At 35.3% G+C, this 18,634-nt stretch carries 21 protein-coding genes; 5 read left to right on the top strand and 16 right to left on the bottom strand.

Annotated elements, in window-relative coordinates:
- Nucleotides 1-58: 58 nt before the first annotated feature.
- Nucleotides 59-1,459: a PLP-dependent aminotransferase family protein gene (locus PSR14_RS11180; protein WP_073540517.1), complete on the top strand. Its 1,401-nt coding sequence runs from the start codon at nucleotides 59-61 to the stop codon at nucleotides 1,457-1,459.
- 46 nt (nucleotides 1,460-1,505) lie between these two features.
- Here the strand turns inward: PSR14_RS11180 and PSR14_RS11175 are convergent, their stop codons facing one another.
- Together PSR14_RS11175 and PSR14_RS11170 are read right to left on the bottom strand one after the other, a co-directional pair.
- The gene (locus PSR14_RS11175) at nucleotides 1,506-2,351 is read right to left on the bottom strand and encodes a YitT family protein (protein ID WP_000755132.1); all 846 of its coding nucleotides are present in this window, start codon (nucleotides 2,349-2,351) and stop codon (nucleotides 1,506-1,508) included.
- A gap of 167 nt (nucleotides 2,352-2,518) precedes the next feature.
- On the bottom strand, nucleotides 2,519-3,727 hold the full coding sequence (locus tag PSR14_RS11170) for a macrolide family glycosyltransferase (protein ID WP_073540516.1): 1,209 nt from the start codon (nucleotides 3,725-3,727) through the stop codon (nucleotides 2,519-2,521).
- A gap of 385 nt (nucleotides 3,728-4,112) precedes the next feature.
- Between PSR14_RS11170 and PSR14_RS11165 the strand changes: the two genes are divergently transcribed.
- Genes PSR14_RS11165 through PSR14_RS11155 form a run of 3 tightly spaced genes read left to right on the top strand, consistent with a single transcriptional unit; the run spans nucleotide 4,113 to nucleotide 6,608 of the window.
- Nucleotides 4,113-4,991 carry a hypothetical protein gene (locus PSR14_RS11165; protein WP_061535790.1) on the top strand — a complete coding sequence of 293 codons (879 nt, stop codon included), beginning with the start codon at nucleotides 4,113-4,115 and terminating at the stop codon, nucleotides 4,989-4,991.
- A 23-nt stretch (nucleotides 4,992-5,014) separates the two neighbouring features.
- Nucleotides 5,015-5,902, top strand: coding sequence for a GNAT family N-acetyltransferase (locus PSR14_RS11160; protein ID WP_061535791.1), 888 nt, complete (start codon nucleotides 5,015-5,017; stop codon nucleotides 5,900-5,902).
- The gene (locus tag PSR14_RS11155; protein WP_000038489.1) at nucleotides 5,895-6,608 is read left to right on the top strand and encodes a class I SAM-dependent methyltransferase; all 714 of its coding nucleotides are present in this window, start codon (nucleotides 5,895-5,897) and stop codon (nucleotides 6,606-6,608) included. The genes PSR14_RS11160 and PSR14_RS11155 overlap by 8 nt, the downstream gene beginning before the upstream one ends.
- Before the next feature lie 20 nt (nucleotides 6,609-6,628).
- Here PSR14_RS11155 and alr read toward each other — a convergent pair whose 3' ends face one another.
- Nucleotides 6,629-7,804 (bottom strand): alanine racemase, encoded by a 1,176-nt coding sequence (alr, locus tag PSR14_RS11150; RefSeq protein ID WP_061535810.1) that lies wholly within the window; start codon nucleotides 7,802-7,804, stop codon nucleotides 6,629-6,631.
- 171 nt (nucleotides 7,805-7,975) lie between these two features.
- Here alr and PSR14_RS11145 point away from each other — a divergent pair, with 171 nt between their 5' ends.
- Nucleotides 7,976-8,437 (top strand): DinB family protein, encoded by a 462-nt coding sequence (locus PSR14_RS11145; protein ID WP_073540514.1) that lies wholly within the window; start codon nucleotides 7,976-7,978, stop codon nucleotides 8,435-8,437.
- 7 nt (nucleotides 8,438-8,444) lie between these two features.
- Here PSR14_RS11145 and PSR14_RS11140 read toward each other — a convergent pair whose 3' ends face one another.
- The 13 genes from PSR14_RS11140 to PSR14_RS11080 form a co-directional block, all read right to left on the bottom strand.
- Nucleotides 8,445-9,221: a Cof-type HAD-IIB family hydrolase gene (locus PSR14_RS11140; RefSeq protein ID WP_061183067.1), complete on the bottom strand. Its 777-nt coding sequence runs from the start codon at nucleotides 9,219-9,221 to the stop codon at nucleotides 8,445-8,447.
- Nucleotides 9,222-9,227: 6 nt separating this feature from the next.
- Entirely contained in the window at nucleotides 9,228-9,818 is a 591-nt protein-coding gene (locus PSR14_RS11135) for a histidine phosphatase family protein (protein ID WP_071742466.1), read from the bottom strand.
- A 121-nt stretch (nucleotides 9,819-9,939) separates the two neighbouring features.
- A complete protein-coding gene (locus tag PSR14_RS11130) occupies nucleotides 9,940-10,140 on the bottom strand; it encodes a 4-oxalocrotonate tautomerase (RefSeq protein WP_254916606.1) in 201 nt (66 codons plus the stop codon).
- 15 nt (nucleotides 10,141-10,155) lie between these two features.
- A complete protein-coding gene (locus PSR14_RS11125) occupies nucleotides 10,156-10,944 on the bottom strand; it encodes a 2-keto-4-pentenoate hydratase (protein WP_001229803.1) in 789 nt (262 codons plus the stop codon).
- Between the two features lie 3 nt (nucleotides 10,945-10,947).
- A complete protein-coding gene (gene dmpG, locus PSR14_RS11120) occupies nucleotides 10,948-11,973 on the bottom strand; it encodes a 4-hydroxy-2-oxovalerate aldolase (RefSeq protein ID WP_098487112.1) in 1,026 nt (341 codons plus the stop codon).
- The gene (locus tag PSR14_RS11115; RefSeq protein ID WP_098487111.1) at nucleotides 11,960-12,859 is read right to left on the bottom strand and encodes an acetaldehyde dehydrogenase (acetylating); all 900 of its coding nucleotides are present in this window, start codon (nucleotides 12,857-12,859) and stop codon (nucleotides 11,960-11,962) included. The genes dmpG and PSR14_RS11115 overlap by 14 nt, the downstream gene beginning before the upstream one ends.
- 30 nt (nucleotides 12,860-12,889) lie before the next feature.
- Nucleotides 12,890-13,663 (bottom strand): 2-keto-4-pentenoate hydratase, encoded by a 774-nt coding sequence (locus PSR14_RS11110; RefSeq protein WP_071742471.1) that lies wholly within the window; start codon nucleotides 13,661-13,663, stop codon nucleotides 12,890-12,892.
- A 130-nt stretch (nucleotides 13,664-13,793) separates the two neighbouring features.
- Nucleotides 13,794-15,263, bottom strand: a complete 1,470-nt coding sequence (locus tag PSR14_RS11105; protein ID WP_001031170.1) for an aldehyde dehydrogenase — start codon at nucleotides 15,261-15,263, stop codon at nucleotides 13,794-13,796.
- 12 nt (nucleotides 15,264-15,275) lie between these two features.
- Nucleotides 15,276-15,734, bottom strand: a complete 459-nt coding sequence (locus PSR14_RS11100) for a RidA family protein (protein ID WP_001190048.1) — start codon at nucleotides 15,732-15,734, stop codon at nucleotides 15,276-15,278.
- Nucleotides 15,712-16,749, bottom strand: coding sequence for an amidohydrolase family protein (locus tag PSR14_RS11095; RefSeq protein WP_000453804.1), 1,038 nt, complete (start codon nucleotides 16,747-16,749; stop codon nucleotides 15,712-15,714). The genes PSR14_RS11100 and PSR14_RS11095 overlap by 23 nt, the downstream gene beginning before the upstream one ends.
- Nucleotides 16,734-17,273, bottom strand: a complete 540-nt coding sequence (gene nbaC, locus PSR14_RS11090) for a 3-hydroxyanthranilate 3,4-dioxygenase (RefSeq protein WP_000047733.1) — start codon at nucleotides 17,271-17,273, stop codon at nucleotides 16,734-16,736. The genes PSR14_RS11095 and nbaC overlap by 16 nt, the downstream gene beginning before the upstream one ends.
- A 29-nt stretch (nucleotides 17,274-17,302) precedes the next feature.
- On the bottom strand, nucleotides 17,303-17,851 hold the full coding sequence (locus PSR14_RS11085; protein ID WP_000022929.1) for an FAD synthetase family protein: 549 nt from the start codon (nucleotides 17,849-17,851) through the stop codon (nucleotides 17,303-17,305).
- Nucleotides 17,852-17,867: 16 nt separating this feature from the next.
- Nucleotides 17,868-18,614, bottom strand: coding sequence for an IclR family transcriptional regulator (locus tag PSR14_RS11080; RefSeq protein WP_071730004.1), 747 nt, complete (start codon nucleotides 18,612-18,614; stop codon nucleotides 17,868-17,870).
- Between the last annotated feature and the right edge of the window lie 20 nt (nucleotides 18,615-18,634).

The raw sequence follows: 18,634 nt of genomic DNA, 5'->3' as shown, positions 1-18,634 counted from the left end.
ACTTAAGTGACAGTTCTATTCTTTTTTATAAGGCCAGTATAAAAAGGAGCGTCTACAAATGGATCTGACTATCCCATTAGTGTTACAAAATAAAACACCTATTTACTTACAAATTTACGAATATATGAAACGAGAAATCTCTCATGGATCACTACGTGCCGGTACACGTCTTCCTTCTCACAGAAATTTAGCTATGCAACTTAATGTGAGTCGTATTACAGTTGAATCCGCTTATCAACAATTACTAGCTGAAGGTTACGTAGAAAGCAAACCGAAACGCGGGATTTTTGTTGCGGAAGTAGATATTGATGTCATTCAAAAGAAACAACAAATTGCGTCAAGCAGTACTAACAATAAAGAAAAAGAACAATATGATTATGATTGTAGTCAAGGACTTATTGATCAAAAAGCTTTTCCCATAACAAACTGGAAAAGAGCGTTACACGAAACTTTATTGCAGTATGAAAATGAATTATTTGCTAAAGAAGATCCACAAGGTGAGCTCGTTCTACGAGAACATATTTCAAAGTATTTATATCATGCTCGCGGGGTACATTCTTCACCTGATCAAATTATTATTGGAGCAGGTACGCAGCCTCTTCTTTGGCTACTCCTTCAACTACTTGGTTCAAAAAAAGAATACGGAATCGAAAATCCTGGATTTCACCGTATACCTGCTATGATTCAAAGTTGTGGCCTTCCTGTTCACCCGATCCCTTTAGACGATAAAGGGATTCATATTTCCGCTTTATGTGAATCCGGTTCCAATGTGGCATATGTCACTCCATCTCATCAATTTCCACTCGGAATCATTATGCCATTATCTAGAAGACTCGAGTTATTAAAATGGGCGAATGATTGTAATGGTTATATTATTGAAGATGATTACGACGGGGAATTTCGCTATATAGGAAAACCTATTCCTTCTTTACAAGGGCTAGATTCAAATGAACGTGTTATTTATATGGGAACTTTCTCGAAATCTTTTTTACCTTCTTTACGAATGGGATATATCGTTTTACCACCTCATCTTTTAAAAGTCTATAAAGAACTTGGTGGTATGTTTAAACAAACTGTCTCTACAATGCAACAACTTACCTTTGCTACCTTTATTCAAAGTGGTGATTGGGAACGTCATATTAACCGAAGTCGTACGTTATATAAAAGAAAACATATTTCTTTAATTAAATCTATTAAAAGCGAAATGGGAAATAACGTGCATATACTCGGTGAACAATCCGGGCTTCATATTGTACTTCACGTTCATAACGGGATGAATGAACAAGAACTTATTCATGCAGCTGCAAAAGAACGTATTAAGTTATACCCTCTCTCCACATATGATTTTGTTTATAATGTGAGGGAGGAGTCATATGTATTGCTCGGTTTTGGCAGTATTCGAGAGGAATGTATTGAAACTGTTGTCAAATTACTGAAAAAAGCGTGGTTCCCTAAATAAAAATAGCTCCACGCAAGTTATACTTACGTGGAGCTATTTTTATGCACTATTTTTCTGATCTCATTGCCCTTCCCGGACGTTTGACACCAGTTGTTTCTGTTGAATAGGAAGCTTCAATAATAGCAGTTGGATCTACAGAGAGAACGAGATCTTTCATTTTCGGATAAATGAAACGGTTTGTAATACAATAAATGATTCTCTTATGTTCTCCTAAAAAACCACCTTCTCCATGTAGATACGTAACGGATAATTGCAATTCTTTCATAAGTAGATCGCCTATTTCTTTATTTTTACCAGAAATAATCATAACGCTCTTTCCTTGATTAATGCCATCTAATATGAAATCAATCATCTTCGTAACAATATAGAAAATTGCTAATGAGAACATCGCTTGTTCAATTGAAAACAAAATGGCAACAAAGATGAAAATAACCGCATTTACAGCAAGTAAAAATGTACTAATCGGCACTTTAAAATGTTTATTCATCCAAACAGCTAACATTTCTGATCCATCAATTGCTCCGCCCATTTTTACTACAATTCCTACACCAACACCAAATAGAACTCCTCCATAAAGAACAATTAACAATTCAGAAGTTGTAATTGCTGGAAATGGTTTCAAATAAATCAATCCGAGTGTTGTCACAACATTTGCATAGGACGTACGGATAAAGAACTTCTTTCCCATTACTTTTGCAGTAAATAATAAAATCGGGATATTAATCCCCAAGAACACTCCATAAAGCGGCAATCCTGCAACTTTATTCGCCATAATAGCAATGGCTGTTACCCCGCCATCTACTAATCCATTAGGCGCTAAAATAAGCTCTAATGAACCTGCTACAATAATTGAGCCAATTGTTAATAATACGTATTCAAATACTTTCTTCATTCATTACCCCCAAAACTTATATATTTTCTTAGTATTATTTTAACGTAATTTCTCTACTAATACAAAGATATCAGTTTATATACACAAAAGTTTCACCTTTATAGTGATTTTTATGTAATTTTTTATTGAAACACACTTACCCATTGTAGTAAGTGTGCCTCAAACATTTATTTAAGTTTCAAGTACGAATTCATTTTCATTTTAAATATTTCATCAACTGCCCTTTTATATCCACCAGCCTTTCGAAGTGACTCTCCAACTTTACGACTATTTTCCTTAAACGTTACATCATTCATCACTTTCTTTACAGACTCTCGTAACAATTCAGAAGTGAGTTCTTTACGATTTAGCCTTATTCCAGCCCCTACTTCATTTACTCGTTTCGCAACTAAAGGCTGATCTCCTGTTACCGGAATTACAACTAATGGGACACCGTAATACAGTGCTTCACTCGAACTATTCATACCACCGTGTGTCACGAATACATCAGCATGCTGTAATACTTCTAATTGTGGCACATAATTATACACCTTAAAGTTATCCGGAATGTTTTCAAATTGACTTATATTTATCTTCTTACCAACAACTAATACGACTGTCGCTTCTACATCTTTAAAAGCTTCAAAACATTTTTCATATAGCTCAGGTTGTTCATTGAAAACTGTTCCCATAGAAATGAAAATCACTTTTTCATCTTTTAAATGTTCAATAGGAAAGCTACCTACTTCTTTTCGAGTAGCAATTGATGGACCGACAAACTTATATGATTCATCAAATACATCTGAACGCGGCTGATATTCTTTTGAAGTATACACAATCGTAATATCACCAGGATGGTTCATAATATCATACATACTAGTACACTTCATTCCATACTGCTTATTCCATTTTTCCATTCCCGCTAAACAAGATTGATACAATGGATTCATTTCATCTACTTCTCTTGATTCATGTTCATCGTTAAAAGTAATGTACTGATTAAAAGCAAACGTTGTACAAGAAGAAACACTAGGTAATTGTAAAACATTGGCTATAATACGTCCTACTGGAAAATGATTATCATATATCAAATAATCGTACTTTTCCCCTTTTGTTTCTTCTACAATTTGAGTAACAATACGTTCTGATGCTTCCATCATATGAGACAGCATCGTCAAAGGACTCCCACCTTCATTTACTCGCTCCATAATATTAATTTGAGAGAGAAAATTCTCAAACTCTCGGAATTGTGCACCTGTTGCTTCAATCTTCTTTCTAAAATCTTCAATACAATACGAAACAACTGTCTCCCCTCGCCGAATTAACTCACTTACAATAGCTAAAGTCGGATTTATATGACCTTCTCCAGGGAAATTTATTACGAGTACGTTTGCCATCATATTCTCTCCTATCTAATATTATTAATAATTAATTATATTAATTAATTTAAAACTATTATAAAGGAATCTATTCTATTTCTTCACATTTTTCTCTTCATTTTATTATTGAGAAATATTTTTCATAACCTACGTTATCCCCCTATTGAAAGTGTGCTTAACTCTTCATTTACTGAAAAATATGAGATTTATATTTGGGTATTTTTACAGATTTATCATCAAAACATTATTTTGATAATTCATACAAAAGTAGAAAAATATAATTTCCAAACTGATTTCTCACCGTAAATTTATTTAAATTCTATGTTGTCCCTATCATTATCCACTTGCAACATATTCTGTTATATAATAAATTTATCGAATTTACAGAAAAAGGAGCAATTTCATGCTACAACAACTATTCGCTTCACCTATTTTATCTATTCAAACTTTACACCCAGGTTATGAAGAACATGCAAGCGATGTGTTTCTTGTTAAAACAGCATTTGAAGAAGTTATTGTTCGTTCCTCAAAAATGACTGAAGAACCAAATAATGATTTTTGGTGGGGATGTAAAAACCTTTTTGGAACCGATCCAAGGAACGTACATCATTTAGAGCATATACACGAATTATTGAAAAAGCATACTAACTTGCCCATCCCCACTATTTTGCAAAAACATGTTTTAAATGGCCGGAAGTATGTTAGTGTCGAAAAACTAACAGGAAGTACGCTCCAATCCTTTATCGGACAATCTGATTCAATTTTATTCAGCCTTGGAAAAGGACTAGCAGAAATTCATTCGTTTCAAGCAAAGTTTATAGGAAACCCATCAGGTACTTTCCAAGTTCCACTAGAAGAATGTAAGTCTCACATATTAAAAGTCAGTAAAGAACTTGTAAATAGATTTTATTCCAATAATGCGAGCATCCGTAACGCATTTCCTACTTTTGAACAACAACTTTCTTCCTTACCGGTACCAAAGGAAGCTACGCTCGTTTTAATTGATATGGACCCTACTCAGTTTTTATCAGATGGTACAACTATTACAGGTTTAGTAGATACAGAAGCTTATGCAGTTGCTCCCCGAGAATTTGATTTTATCGGCTTAGAATATGTATTTACAAAAAAGGAAGCTCATGCTTTTAAACAAGGTTATGAAACCATCATGCCTATTCCTAATCTTGTAGAATGTAGACGTCCTTATCGATATTTGTACCGTTTATTATCTGTTCAGGGCAGTGTGGAATTAGAAAAGTGGCTAAGTCATCCATCCTATTTTTAAATTCGAAGGTGAGAGGTTATGAAATGGAAATTCAGAAAAAGTGTTCTTTAACAGAATGTGAAATACAACAAATGAAAGATTTAGCTCATATTTGCGGGCAACACGATCAAATTGATTACTCGTCAGATTTACATGTAAACTTTTTAACTGCTCGTAATAAAGAAGAGATACATGACTTTTTACTCTATGACGATACTCAATTAGTCGGTGCATTAAGTATGTATGACTTTGAAAGACCTACCAAACTTGAGTTAATAGGCTTTGTTCATCCGAACTATAGGAAACAATATATAGGTACTACTCTTTTACAAACCGCAATGAAAGAAATACGATTAAGAGAGGCAGACGAAGCTCTTCTTATTATGAATGGGGCGTCTGCTTCTGGGAAAGCATTTGCAATACATATGAAGCTACCTTATTTATATAGTGAATATAGTATGGAGTTCAAAGCAAATGGAGCGCAAAAAAGAACGAAGAATGCTATACAACTTACTCTTGCATCTTCAAAATCACTGCTTGATCTGATTGAAATTTCTAGTAAAGCGTTTGGAGATTCAGTAGAAAACACCACTACATGGTTACAAAAGATGATGGATTCATCTTCCCATCAAGTTTACAGTGCTCTTATCGATAAAAAAGTGATAGGAACAATTACAGTTTCTAAAGAAGACCAATCTACTACACTATCAGGATTCGCCGTTCACCCTTCTTATCAAGGGAAAGGATACGGTAAAGATATTCTTACGTCCATGATACATACCCTTATTACAAAAGGAGTTTCAACAATTAAATTAGACGTCGAAACGAAAAATAACCATGCTTTAAAATTGTATACACAATGTGGTTTTGAAATGAAAACGAAGTATGATTATTATAATGTAATGAATTTCGAGGTGAATGCATGTGTCTAAAAAACTAATTTATTCTGATTATGATATTTTCGCATCCATTTATAATAAACATTGGGGGCATTATGCTGAACACTCCTATCTACTTTTGGAAAAACTCATTTTACAATATGCACCACCACATTCTCATATTTTAGATCTTTGCTGCGGGACTGGTCACCTTACTAAGAAATTAATTGAGAATCATTTTGTAGTAACTGGTATAGATGGTTCTGCTCAAATGATTGAATACGCACGTCAAAACGCTCCAGACGCAGCCTTTATCGTCGATGATGCTCGCTATTTCAATATAAATGAGCAATTTCAATATGTTATCTCTACTGGCGATAGCTTAAACCATATTTTAAAATTAGATGAATTAAAAAGTGTTTTTCGTAATGTTTATTCTATATTACATAGTGAAGGTACATTCGTATTTGATATGAATATGGAAAAAGGTTTTCTTGAAAACTGGAGCGCTTCCTTTCACATTTCAGAAACGGAATATGTTTGTACAATCGATTCTACATATGATAATGACAATAAAAAAGCAGTCATGAACTTTATACTATTTCAACATGACATAGATAATAATTGGACAAGAAGTGACTTTTCTTTTGAAGAAGCTTGTTATTCCAATGAAGAAATAATTTCTTTGCTAGAATCCGTAGGTTTTAAGGACATTCAATCACACGGTACAAATAGAACATTTTTCATTTGTCAAAAATAAAAAAACTGAATCATAACGATTCAGTTTTTTCTTAGTATATTTACAATAGCAGTCGTTTCATTATTTTCTTTATATACACGTGGAATTCTTCTGTCTAACATACATGTAACTTCATAGTTAATTGTACCTAACATATCCGCTATTTCTTCTACTGCAATGTTTTCTTCGCCTTGTTTACCGTAGAATACTACTTCGTCTCCCACTTGTACTGGCATTGCTTTTGAAACGTCTAACATGAGCTGATCCATACAAACACGACCAATAACAGGTACTCGAACTCCATTTATTAATGCATGCCCTTTATTAGATAACTGACGGTTATAGCCATCAGCATAACCAATCGGTATAGTGGCAATCCATTCTTCACCAGTCGTTACATACGTATTCCCATAACTTACACCGCGATTTTTCTTTGCATGCTTAATATGAGCTACTTTTGATTTTAACGACAACGCAGGCTGCAGAGAAACAACTGAATGATCTACCTCTTTTGAAGGATACATTCCATAAATTCCGATACCGACACGAACCATATTTTGAAATGTATTGCTAAGTTCCATTGATCCTGCACTATTTGAACTATGAATATATGGGATATGAATTCCTAATTCTTTTGCTGTATTGACAGCTTTTTCAAATAAACTTGTTTGCATATTCGTATATGATTTATCGATTTCATCTGCCGTAGAGTAATGTGTAAACATTCCTACTACCTCTACATACTCCATACGTTTTAATTCCTCTAAAAATGGTTTAACCTCTTCTTCTTGTAAACCAATGCGACTCATTCCTGTATCAATTTTCACCTGAATTTGCGCTTTCTTTTGAAGACGGTTTGCGATTTCATTTATACCTTGTAAATCTTCACTTCTATAAACAGTTATCATTACATCATATTGAATTGCTTCTTCCGCAGATGCTACTGACGTATAGCCTAAAATTAAAATCGGCACGTTAATTCCTGCTTCTCTTAACTCTATCGCTTCATCTACAAATGCAACTGCAAGCTGATTTATTCCTGCTTCAATAGCAGCTTTTGCAACTTCAACTGCCCCATGACCATACCCATTCGCTTTTACAGCAGCCATCATTGCAATATTTTCATCATTCACTCGTTTTTTAAATTCTTTTACATTATGTTTTACTGCATTTAAGTCAACTTCAACAATTGTATCTCTTCCATATTTCAAACTCATTGGTCTAACTCCTAACTCAATAATTGCATTCCATTCTATTTCACGTTTCATATGACCTTTTACAATATAATACTTTTCAATATGCTAGTCAAACTACTAGAATTTTCGGAATTTTGAGTACGATATAATACCCTCAAGAAACTATTATATACGTAGAAGAGGAGAATTACAATGTTTGTACAATCTGTATTGCATCAACTTAAAGTTGCTGTTGATACTTCTATTCAAATGCTTAACCGATATAAAGAAGACGAATTAAAAATACAACCAATTCACTCGAAGCGATCATTATTTGAAATGTGTGCACATCTTTCTCTTATTTGCCATGCTGATTTACTCATTTTAAATGGTAGTACGGAAAAAGAGTTACGTACCTTTTATTTAGAACATACACCAGAAACAATTGCGTACATGCAACAAATAATGCTTGAAGGATACAACCTTCTCTCTAAAACATTTCTTTCCTATTCCCATGAAGAATTAGCGGCAGTTATGACTGCCTATTGGGGTGTTTCTTATTCTCGGTTTGAATGGTTACTTGAAATTGTTGCACACTTTTATCATCATCGTGGACAAATACATATTTTATTATGCGAGCACATTAAAGATCCTAACGTACCTTTATTTCAATAAAGGTACGTTAGACGACATAATGCTTTTCTAAGGCAAATAAAATACCACCTTCACTCGCCTTCTTTGTAACGAAATCAGCTCTTGTTTTTAACTCTTCTCCGCCATTCCCCATCGCAATACCTAATCCTACATACTCTAACATCTCAATATCATTGCTACCGTCACCAAAAGCAATGGCTTCTGATTTGCAAATGTTTAGGTGCTCTAATACCTTTTGAATTGCAGTTACCTTCGATACTTTATTATCTTCCAACACATTCATAACATAACCGTGAAAACGTTCAAACGTAAGTGCTGGATATCTTTCAAGAAATTTTTGAGCTTCTATTTCATCTGCATACAGACATAAACAATAGATTTCTTCTGACAAATCCCTGCTTTTTTCTGGATACTTCTCTAAATTCAACGTCTCGCTAAGCGCTTGCATTACACGCTCATTATCCGAAGCTATTCCGTTCATTGCAAAATCCTCGGTAAAATAAGAAATACCGTGACCATGTAATTCTGCAAACTCTGAGATATCATGAACGATTTCACTTGAAAGTACTGATTTATGTAGAACCGTTTCCTCACACTTAATATGTGCACCATTTGCAGAAATAATTGTATGTATGCCCAGCTCTTTAAATTGCGAACATAAGCTATATGGTCTCCCTGTAGTAACAACTACGTGAATCCCTTTTTCTATTAATCTTTGTATTGCTTCTTTTGTGCTCTCATGCATACTTCTATCAATTTCGCTTAAAAGCGTACCGTCAACATCAAAAAATACTACTTTGTACATAGATCTTTACATCCCGTCCAAATGATTCGTATCATTAATGAAATGTACTGTTTTTTGTTCGCCATCCATTTCAATTAAGCTTATTCCCGTATCTCCCATTTTAAAATAATAATCCATTGAAATGGGCATTTTGAAAAACGCACGTAATAGACTATTTATTACACCACCATGTGCAACAATTGCAATTCGGTCATACGTATTCTCTGTCACGATTTTAGAAAAGATGCCTTCTATTCTCATTCGAAACTCAATAAATGACTCCCCATTTTCAAATCGATCATGAAGAAACTGTGGCTCGGGATATTTCTTTGCTTCTTCAAATGAAAGACCTGCTTGCACTCCATTATTGAACTCCATTAATTCCTCTTCTAATTGAATTGGACACCCAATTCCCTCTGCTAACATTTCACCTGTTTCGCGAGCCCGTTTTAATGTACTTGCCCAAATGAAATCTGGCGGGAAATCTGCTTTCACTTTCTGTACAAGTCTTTGCACCTGCTCTCTTCCCTTTTCTGTTAATTCAAAGTCAGCTCGTCCTTCATGTACGTTTAAAATATCAGCTTCTGATTCTCCGTGGCGTATTAGTAGTATTTGCATGTTTCTTCACTCCCCTTTTCTCCTTAAAACCAAGAATAAATTTTAACATATTATTAGAAATTTTCAAAACAACAAAAGCAACCCCCATTCATAAGAGAATGAAAATTGCTTTTATTACTAACTAAATTTCTTTTAAACACTCTTTAGACTTTCCTCCTACTCCCCAATGCGAACTTGGGATTTCATTCACTAAAACACGGACTCGTCCAACATCTACATCCAAGTTTTTCGCGACTACTTCTGTAACATCAAATATTAGATTTTGAATTTGCTCTTGCTTTCTACCTTCTATTATTTGAATTTGTATAATGGGCATTTTTATCTCTCGCTTTACTATTTATTCACAAAACATCGCTACACTTCCCAAATCATCAAATTGTGCAATGATAGAATCTCCAGATTTAAATGCAATCGCTTCAGATAATGCTCCACTTAATACAATATCACCTTTTTTTAATCCTTCATTTTGTAAATCAAGTTTATTTACCGCCCAAGCGATTGCCTCTGCTGGATGTCCCAGCACAGCTGCTCCTGTCCCAGTCGTAGCAATCTTACCGTTCTTTGACATAACCATTCCTACATTTGCTAAATCTATATTCTTAACATCAATCCATTTGCTTCCTAACAAAAATTTTGAAGAGGAACAATTATCTGCTATTACATCAGGTAATGTAAATTTAAAATTCAAATATCTACTATCAATCACCTCTAAAGCTGGCGCAACATATTTTGTTGCCTTTAATACATCATCAGCTGTCACATTCGTTCCTTGTAAATCCTCACCTATTAAAAAAGCAATCTCTGGCTCTACTTTCGGATGAATCAACGTTTCATATTGCAATGGCTCCCATTCGAATGCAAGCATATCATGCAACAAATATCCGTAAATCGCTTCATCAATCCCCATCATTTGTTGTTTTGCCTTACTCGTTAATCCAAGTTTCACACCAACTCTTTTAGAACCTTCGCTCATTTTTTGTTCAATTAAACGTTTTTGCAGTTTATAAGCATCCTCTACTGTTAAATCAGGATGCTTATCCGTTACTTTTACTACTTCTTTTCTTTCCTTTTCAGCTTGAAGTAAATAGTCAATAATTTCTAAATCTGCCCCTTTCACTAAAGCCATATGTTACACCTCCATTTTTATCTTTGCTAATTCTGCAGCTACATCTAAAATCATATCCTCTTGTCCTCCAACTACTTTTCTTTTCCCCAGTTCTATTAAAATATCACGTGTGTCTACCTTAAAGCGTTGTGCCGCCCTTTCAGCATGTAATAAAAAACTAGAGTATACCCCTGCATATCCCATTACTAGACTACTTTTTTGAATTTCTTGTGGTACTGGTAATAAAGGGGCAACTATCTCCTCTGCGACATCCATCATCTTATATAAATCTATATCTAGCTTATATCCCATACGATCCAAAACAGCGAGCAATACTTCTGTTTGGGCATTTCCAGCTCCTGCGCCAAGACATCGTACACTTCCATCAATACGTGTCGCTCCTTCTTCAATTGCAGTAATTGTATTTGCTACTGCAACCGAAAGATTATTATGACCATGGAAACCAATTTCAATATTTAAAGATTGACGCAAAGCACGGATACGTTCACGTACTTCATGAGGCAATAAAGCTCCTGCAGAATCTGTTACATAAACTGCTTCTGCACCATAACTTTCCATAAGCTTTGCTTGTTCTACTAACTTTTCAACCGATGCAGAATGTGCCATCATTAAAAAACCGCACACTTCCATACCTAACTCACGCGCAAATTGAATATGCTGAGCGGAAACATCCGCTTCTGTTACATGTGTTGCTACACGAACTAGTTTCGCACCAATATTTGCAGCTTGCTTTAATTCATGAATCGTTCCAATACCAGGAATTAACAAGACAGCTATTTGAGCTTGCTTACACCCATCTACCGCAGCTTCAATGAGCTTCATTTCATTAACTAATGACTTCCCATATTGTAAAGTAGAGCCACCTAAACCATCTCCATGGCTCACTTCGATATAATGCATACCTGCCTCATCTAATGCCCTTGTTACAGATCGAACTTGCTCTTCTGTAAATTGATGTTTCATTACATGACTTCCATCACGTAAACAAACTTCCGTTATTCTCACTGGTCTTTCACTATTTCGCCTCATTCATTACACCTCTTTTCTTCTCTGAAATGATTTGCTTTGCAAATTCTTCACCTACTTTTAATGCTGCAGCTGTCATAATATCTAAATTACCGGCATAAGGAGGAAAATAATCTCCAGCTCCTTCAACTTCTAAAAATACAGTTACACGATTCCCATCAAACATTGGTTCTTGTTTCAAAGAGTAAGCAGGAACATACGTCCTAACCCGTTCTACCATTTTATGAATTGCTTCATAGATAGAAACCTCATCCATATCCTTAGCTTCACAATAAATCGTATCTCTCATTAATATAGGTGGCTCTGCAGGGTTTAATATAATTATCGCCTTCCCCTTATCAGCCCCACCAACTTCTTCAATTCCACGCTTTGTCGTAATTGTAAATTCATCAATATTTGCTCTTGTACCTGGACCTGCACTTAAACTGGAAATTGTAGCAACGATTTCTGCATATGTAACATTCGCCACCTCATTAATAGCATGAACAATCGGGATTGTTGCTTGTCCCCCGCACGTAATCATATTAACGTTTTTCTTATCTAAAAAATTATTATTTCGAATAGCAGGACAAACAAATGGCCCATATGCAGCCGGTGTTAAGTCAATTACTATTTTTTCAAGCTCTTCTAACGTTTTCGCATGATACCTATGTGCTTTAGCTGAAGTTGCATCAAATACAATATCAGCTAAACTGGGATTATCAATAATCGTCTGTATTCCATTATCAAAAACCTCGTATCCGGCTTCTTTCGCCCTCTTTAAACCATCCGATTCTACATCTATTCCAATCATGGCATTGAGGTCTATGACTTCACTTTTTCTTAATTTATACATTAAATCCGTACCAATATTACCTGATCCAATTATGGCCGCCTTTACTTTCTGCACATCTATCCCACCTTTTCATAACATTTTAACCTATATGAATGTAACTGAAACCGATCCTAGTGAACCGAAGTCAGCTTGAATGCTATCTTTACTATTCACTGAGACTGCACCAGATAACGCCCCTGGTAAAATTAACTCTCCTGCTTTTAATTCAATATTAAATTCATGTATTTTATTAGCTAACCAAGCAATAGCTTGTGCAGGATGCCCTAATGCAGCAGCACCAGCCCCCGTGGCAATTAAACTATTATTTTTATAAAGTGTCATTCCAGTTGTACGTAAATCTACTTTATCGATGCTAGAAAATCTGTTCCCAATTACAACTTTTGCTGACGAGCCATTATCCGCTACTGTATCGACCAATTTTATTTTCCAATCGGAAATACGACTATCAATTATTTCAAGTGTAGGTACAACATACTTCGTTGCCATCAGTACATCAATATATGTAATATTAGGCCCTTTTAAATCTTTCTCTAAAACAAATCCTATTTCTGCTTCTATTTTCGGAGCTACAAAAGAACTTATTGAGATTGTACTTCCATTTTCTATTTTCATGTCATCTAACAAATGTCCATAATCTGGTTCATTTACCCCAAGCGTCTGCTGCATCGCAACACTCGTAAGTCCAACTTTCTTTCCGATTACATAACGCCCTTTCTCCAACTTTCTTTCTACTACTTCAAGTTGAATATTATATGCATCCTCAATAGATAAATTAGCATATCTCTCAGTAAAAGGAGGTATTCCTACACGTGAATCTTCAGCCTGTAATAGCTCATCAGCTAATTCTTTAATTAACAATTGCTCTCACCTCATTTTTAAAAATTTATATATATGTCCAATCCACTACATTGTAACTAGCCCCCACCCATCGACTTATTTTCATAAACATTAAATGAGGGCTCTTTGTAATTAAGTTAAAATATTATCCTTATAATTTCATCGTTACCGTTTTAGCTTCCGTATAAAATTCGAAACTATGACGTCCACCTTCTCTACCAATTCCACTTGCCTTCGAACCGCCAAATGGCGTACGTAAATCTCGGACATACCAGCAATTAATCCATAGTAAACCTGAATCAATTTGTGAAACCACTCGTTGTGCTCGTCTAAGATTATTTGTCCAAACAACTCCAGCTAGTCCATAAATGGAATCATTCGCAATGCGAATTGCATCCTCCTCCGTTTTAAATGGAATAACAACTAGAACTGGACCAAATATCTCTTCCTGCGCTACACGCATACTGTTATCAACATCATATAGAATAGTAGGTTCATAAAAGTTTCCTTCTACTAGACTCTCTACTCTTTTTCCACCATAGGCTAATTTTGCCCCTTCTGAAGTTCCTATTTCTACATAACGATTAACTGTTTCTAAATGAGATTTTGATACAAGCGCTCCCATATCTGTCTCTTCAGAAAGAGGATCTCCAACTTTTATTCTTTTTACAGCCTCTACAAATTTCTCTAAAAACTGTTCATATACACTTTCTTGCACTAGTAATCTTGAACCAGCTAAACAAATTTCTCCTTGATTCCGATAAATAGCTTCAATTGAGCCTTGTACTGCTTCATCTAAATCCGCATCTTCAAATACGATATTCGCTGATTTACCTCCTAGTTCTAATGAAACAGGTATTAAGTTCTCTGATGCATTACGCATAATTGTCTTGCCTGTATTACTTTCTCCAACAAATGAAATTCTTCTAACAGCTGGATGTGTTGTCATTTTTGTCCCAACAGTATTTCCCGGACCTGTAATAATATTAAGTACACCTGGTGGTAGTCCTGCATCATTTGCAATTTCACCAAGCATAACTGCACTTAATGGAGTATAAGAGGCCGGTTTGACAACTACAGTATTACCAGAAGCAAGTGCCGCTGATGCTTTCCATGTCATTTGCATAAATGGCAAATTCCAAGGAATGATTAAACTTGTCACTCCCGCAGGAGCATACTTTGCATATGACATAAAATTATGTTTGTCATAGTGCTCGTGCACCATATATTTAGCCATTTCAGCAAAGAAGCGAAAATTATGAGCCGAACGTGGTATATCGAATCCTTTACTTTCTTTAATTGGCTTTCCCACATCCAGAGTTTCTATATAAGCTAGCTCATCCACTCTTTCCATAATCAAATCCGACATTTTGCATAAAATATTTGATCGCTCTTCCACAGGCATTTTACTCCAAATACCGCTTTTAAATGTACGTTCTGCCACATCAATTGCTCTTTTGGTGTCCTCTTCATTTGCCTTTGCAATAGATGCAAGCTTTCTATTCGTTGCTGGATTGAACGTATCAAACGTTTCACCACATACAGAATCCACATACTGTCCATCAATAAACAATTTCGCATCTTTCACTTTCAGTTTGTCCGCTAATAATTCTTTGTTCACCTTCTTTACCTCCTACTCCTCAATTTCTAAAACCATCTCAATTTCAATTGTTGTATTATTAGGTAACTGAGCCATACCGACTGCTGAGCGAGCATGTTTCCCCTTTTCTCCAAATATATCTACTAATACATCCGATGCACCGTTCATTACTTTTGGCTGATTAATAAAGTCTTCCGTACTATTTACAAAACCAAGTATTTTTACAATTCGTTTTACCTTATTTAAATCACCTAGTTCATTTCTCACAACACTTAACAAATTCAACATCGATTGCCTTGCCGCTTTATACCCTTCATCAATTGAAATATCTTTTCCTAATTTCCCGTGATACTCATCTACACCTTGTCCAGCAGTAAATAATAAGTTACCTACTCTTACACAACTAACATAATTTCCAACTGCCGGGCGAATAGCTGGTAGTGTAATTCCCAACTCACTTAGTTTATCCTCAGGTGTTTGTACTCTCTGCATATGCTACACCTCGTTTTTTTATATCAATATTTAAAAATTCCGCAGCATTTCCCCCAAGCATCGCTGCTTTTTGTTCCTCTGATAAACTGGCTGTTTCATCAATCACTTTACCCGGATCAACTTCTCGCAATAAAAATGGATAATCTGAACCCATGAAAATCTTTTCATGCCCAAACCTTTCAATCATATATTTCAAATTAATAGGATCATAATTTAAAGAATCAAAATAAAATTTCTTTGCATAATAACTAGGAGGATGCGTAGTCAATCGTAAATGCGGCCATACTTTCCAGCCTTGATCTAACCTTGGCAAAATATATGGGAAAGAGCCGCCGCCATGCGCAAAACAAACCTTTAGCAGTGGAAACTTCTCCATTATTCCACTCCATACTAATGTAGCTGCCGCAAGTGCCGTTTCACTCGGCATCCCAACTGTATACATAAAATTATGATGTGGCATTCTATCACGCCCTAATGTTTCCCATGGATGAATAAAAATCGGAACTTGCCATTTTTCAGCCATTCGAAAAAATTCAATAAACGATGGGTCATCTAAATTTTTTCCATTTACGTTTGTACCAATTTCAATACCATGTAAATTTAATTCCGTTATACAACGCTCCATTTCACGAATCGCAGTTTCTCCATCTTGCATCGGAACCGTTCCTAACCCTACAAAACGATCTGGATATGCTAAAACTGTTTCTGCAATAAAATCATTTTGAATACGTGCCATACTTTCGGCTTCCTCTGGTTTTGCCCAATACGAAAATGTAACGGGGATTGGTGATAGAACTTGAATATCAACACCTTCACGATCCATATCTTCAATTCTTTTCTTAGGACACCATACTTGGTCTGTCACGTCTCGAAAATTTTTACCTCCAACCATAATACTTGCACCACATGTACAAGTCCGATTTAATATCGGCCAACGACCGCCACCAAACTTCTCTTCAAAATCTGGAAAAGTTTCAGGAATAATATGTGTATGAAAATCTATTCGCACTTCCATTCCTCCACTTCCTCTGGCATAATATGACCGCAGTTTTTACACGCTCGAATTTCTTTATTTGAATTAAAACTATGAATTGCTTCTTTTACTTGTTTTTCAATATCACTTAATTGGACGCGTACACGATGCATTTCATGATTACACTCATCACAGAACCAAACGAAATCCTCAAGTTCTCCTTGGCTACGTTTTCTTTCAATTACAAGCCCATATGTGTTAGCAACGCGATGTGGTGAATGCGGTACCATAGCTGGGAGCATAAATACATCCCCTTCTTTTACTGTGACGACTTCCCGCTTCCCTTCTTCTGTAATACATTCCACATAACATTCACCTTTAATTTGATAGAAAAATTCATCTGAAGGATCTACATGGAAATCACGTCTTCTATTTGGACCACCTAATATCATGGCGATAAACTCTGAATCTTGCCAAATAACTTTGTTATTTACTGGTGGCTTCAATAACTCCTTATTCTCATCAATCCATTTTAGTAAATTAAAAGATTGCAATGTTTTAGACATACTATTTCCTCCTTATAATTCCTTTTTATTTATATCGTTTTAAAAGACCAACCGAGTAAAGAACTAGACTTTTGCAAATCCCCATGATAGATATAATCTCTAATTCTCGTTGAAGATATTCGCTCACCTTCATCACAGCAAACATCTTTCACTATAGAAAGGTTGAATTGTTCTCTTAGTAGCTCAATATTTCCCTCACGATTTTTTCCAAACCTAAAATCTTGACCAATAAAAATTTCTACAGGGCTTAACCTTTTTATATCTTGAATAAAGCAACTCGCACTTTTTGTTATATAAGACTCATCAAACCGAATTACAATCACATGTTCAACACCAAGGTTTTGAATACGTTTCACTTTCTCATCAATAGTCGTTAATACTTGCGCTCCTTGAAAATATGAGCGTGGTGGTGGATCAAATGTGTACACAACATTTGTTATCTTTAATGCTTTTGCCTTCTCAACCGCATTTTTAATTACGGCTTGATGACCTTTATGCACACCATCAAATGCTCCAATTGAAACAATAGATTCCGTTAATTCAGGTATACACTGCTCATGTATATAAATGATACTCATCTCTTTTCTTCTAAAGTTAAATTTCCAAATAACCAAATTCCTTTGAAATCAAATTTGCCGTATTCATCACACTTTGAATTATGATTTCACGGTTACTTCCTTGCATATACGATATAGGTCCAACAATATTAAGTGCCGCAATAGTTCTCCCAGTATAAGATCGAATAGGAGCTGCAATTCCATACAGTCCATGCTCATTTTCGTTATCACTAATTGAATAACCTTGCTTACGAATTTTCTGTAACTCTGTTTGGAATTGTTTGACACATGTAATGGTATTGGGTGCTCGTCGTAAAAGCCCTTTTTCTGAAGTATATTCTAAGGGTGATGAATGAAATGAAAGCAGCACTTTCCCTGTGCTTGTACAATATGCAGGTTCTCTTGATCCAACATGTGTTGAAATTTGAACGGACTCCTTCGATGAAACTTTCAATATAAATACAACATCACCACGGTCAAACATACCGATATGCACAGTACCACTAAAATTTCTTACTAGCTCTTCAACAAGCGGAATCGCTCCACTATATATCTCTTGCTGAAACATGACTTGATTTCCCCACTCTAACAATTTCCAACCTAATCTATATTTTCTTTGCTCATCTTGTATGAGCATTCCTTCTGCACACAACGTACGAACAAGATGGTGAACCGTACTTGCATTCATATTTAGCTTTTCCGCTATTTCCGAATTACCTAGCACAGGCTCATCACTTGTGAAACAATTTAGAATTTTGCAAATTTTACCGATGGAAGCAATCAAATCATATACCTCCCCTATTC

The sequence above is a fragment of the Bacillus sp. A01H genome, assembly GCF_045277205.1.
Lineage (GTDB): Bacteria > Bacillota > Bacilli > Bacillales > Bacillaceae_G > Bacillus_A > Bacillus_A paranthracis.
The sequence above is the reverse complement of the archived record's forward strand: the minus strand, read 5'-3'. Positions and strand labels throughout refer to the sequence as shown.

Bases quoted from the DNA above. Each gene is read 5' to 3' on its own strand.
- PSR14_RS11100 (WP_001190048.1), bottom strand. From the start codon at position 15,734: ATGCAGAGAGTACAAACACCTGAGGATAAACTAAGTGAGTTGGGAATT.
- PSR14_RS11160 (WP_061535791.1), top strand. From the start codon at position 5,015: ATGGAAATTCAGAAAAAGTGTTCTTTAACAGAATGTGAAATACAACAA.
- PSR14_RS11125 (WP_001229803.1), bottom strand. From the start codon at position 10,944: ATGGCTTTAGTGAAAGGGGCAGATTTAGAAATTATTGACTATTTACTT.
- PSR14_RS11085 (WP_000022929.1), bottom strand. From the start codon at position 17,851: ATGAGTATCATTTATATACATGAGCAGTGTATACCTGAATTAACGGAA.
- alr (WP_061535810.1), bottom strand. From the start codon at position 7,804: ATGAGTTTGAAATATGGAAGAGATACAATTGTTGAAGTTGACTTAAAT.
- PSR14_RS11145 (WP_073540514.1), top strand. From the start codon at position 7,976: ATGTTTGTACAATCTGTATTGCATCAACTTAAAGTTGCTGTTGATACT.
- dmpG (WP_098487112.1), bottom strand. From the start codon at position 11,973: ATGAGGCGAAATAGTGAAAGACCAGTGAGAATAACGGAAGTTTGTTTA.
- PSR14_RS11095 (WP_000453804.1), bottom strand. From the start codon at position 16,749: ATGGAAGTGCGAATAGATTTTCATACACATATTATTCCTGAAACTTTT.
- nbaC (WP_000047733.1), bottom strand. From the start codon at position 17,273: ATGTCTAAAACATTGCAATCTTTTAATTTACTAAAATGGATTGATGAG.
- PSR14_RS11170 (WP_073540516.1), bottom strand. From the start codon at position 3,727: ATGGCAAACGTACTCGTAATAAATTTCCCTGGAGAAGGTCATATAAAT.
- PSR14_RS11135 (WP_071742466.1), bottom strand. From the start codon at position 9,818: ATGCAAATACTACTAATACGCCACGGAGAATCAGAAGCTGATATTTTA.
- PSR14_RS11140 (WP_061183067.1), bottom strand. From the start codon at position 9,221: ATGTACAAAGTAGTATTTTTTGATGTTGACGGTACGCTTTTAAGCGAA.
- PSR14_RS11175 (WP_000755132.1), bottom strand. From the start codon at position 2,351: ATGAAGAAAGTATTTGAATACGTATTATTAACAATTGGCTCAATTATT.
- PSR14_RS11180 (WP_073540517.1), top strand. From the start codon at position 59: ATGGATCTGACTATCCCATTAGTGTTACAAAATAAAACACCTATTTAC.
- PSR14_RS11165 (WP_061535790.1), top strand. From the start codon at position 4,113: ATGCTACAACAACTATTCGCTTCACCTATTTTATCTATTCAAACTTTA.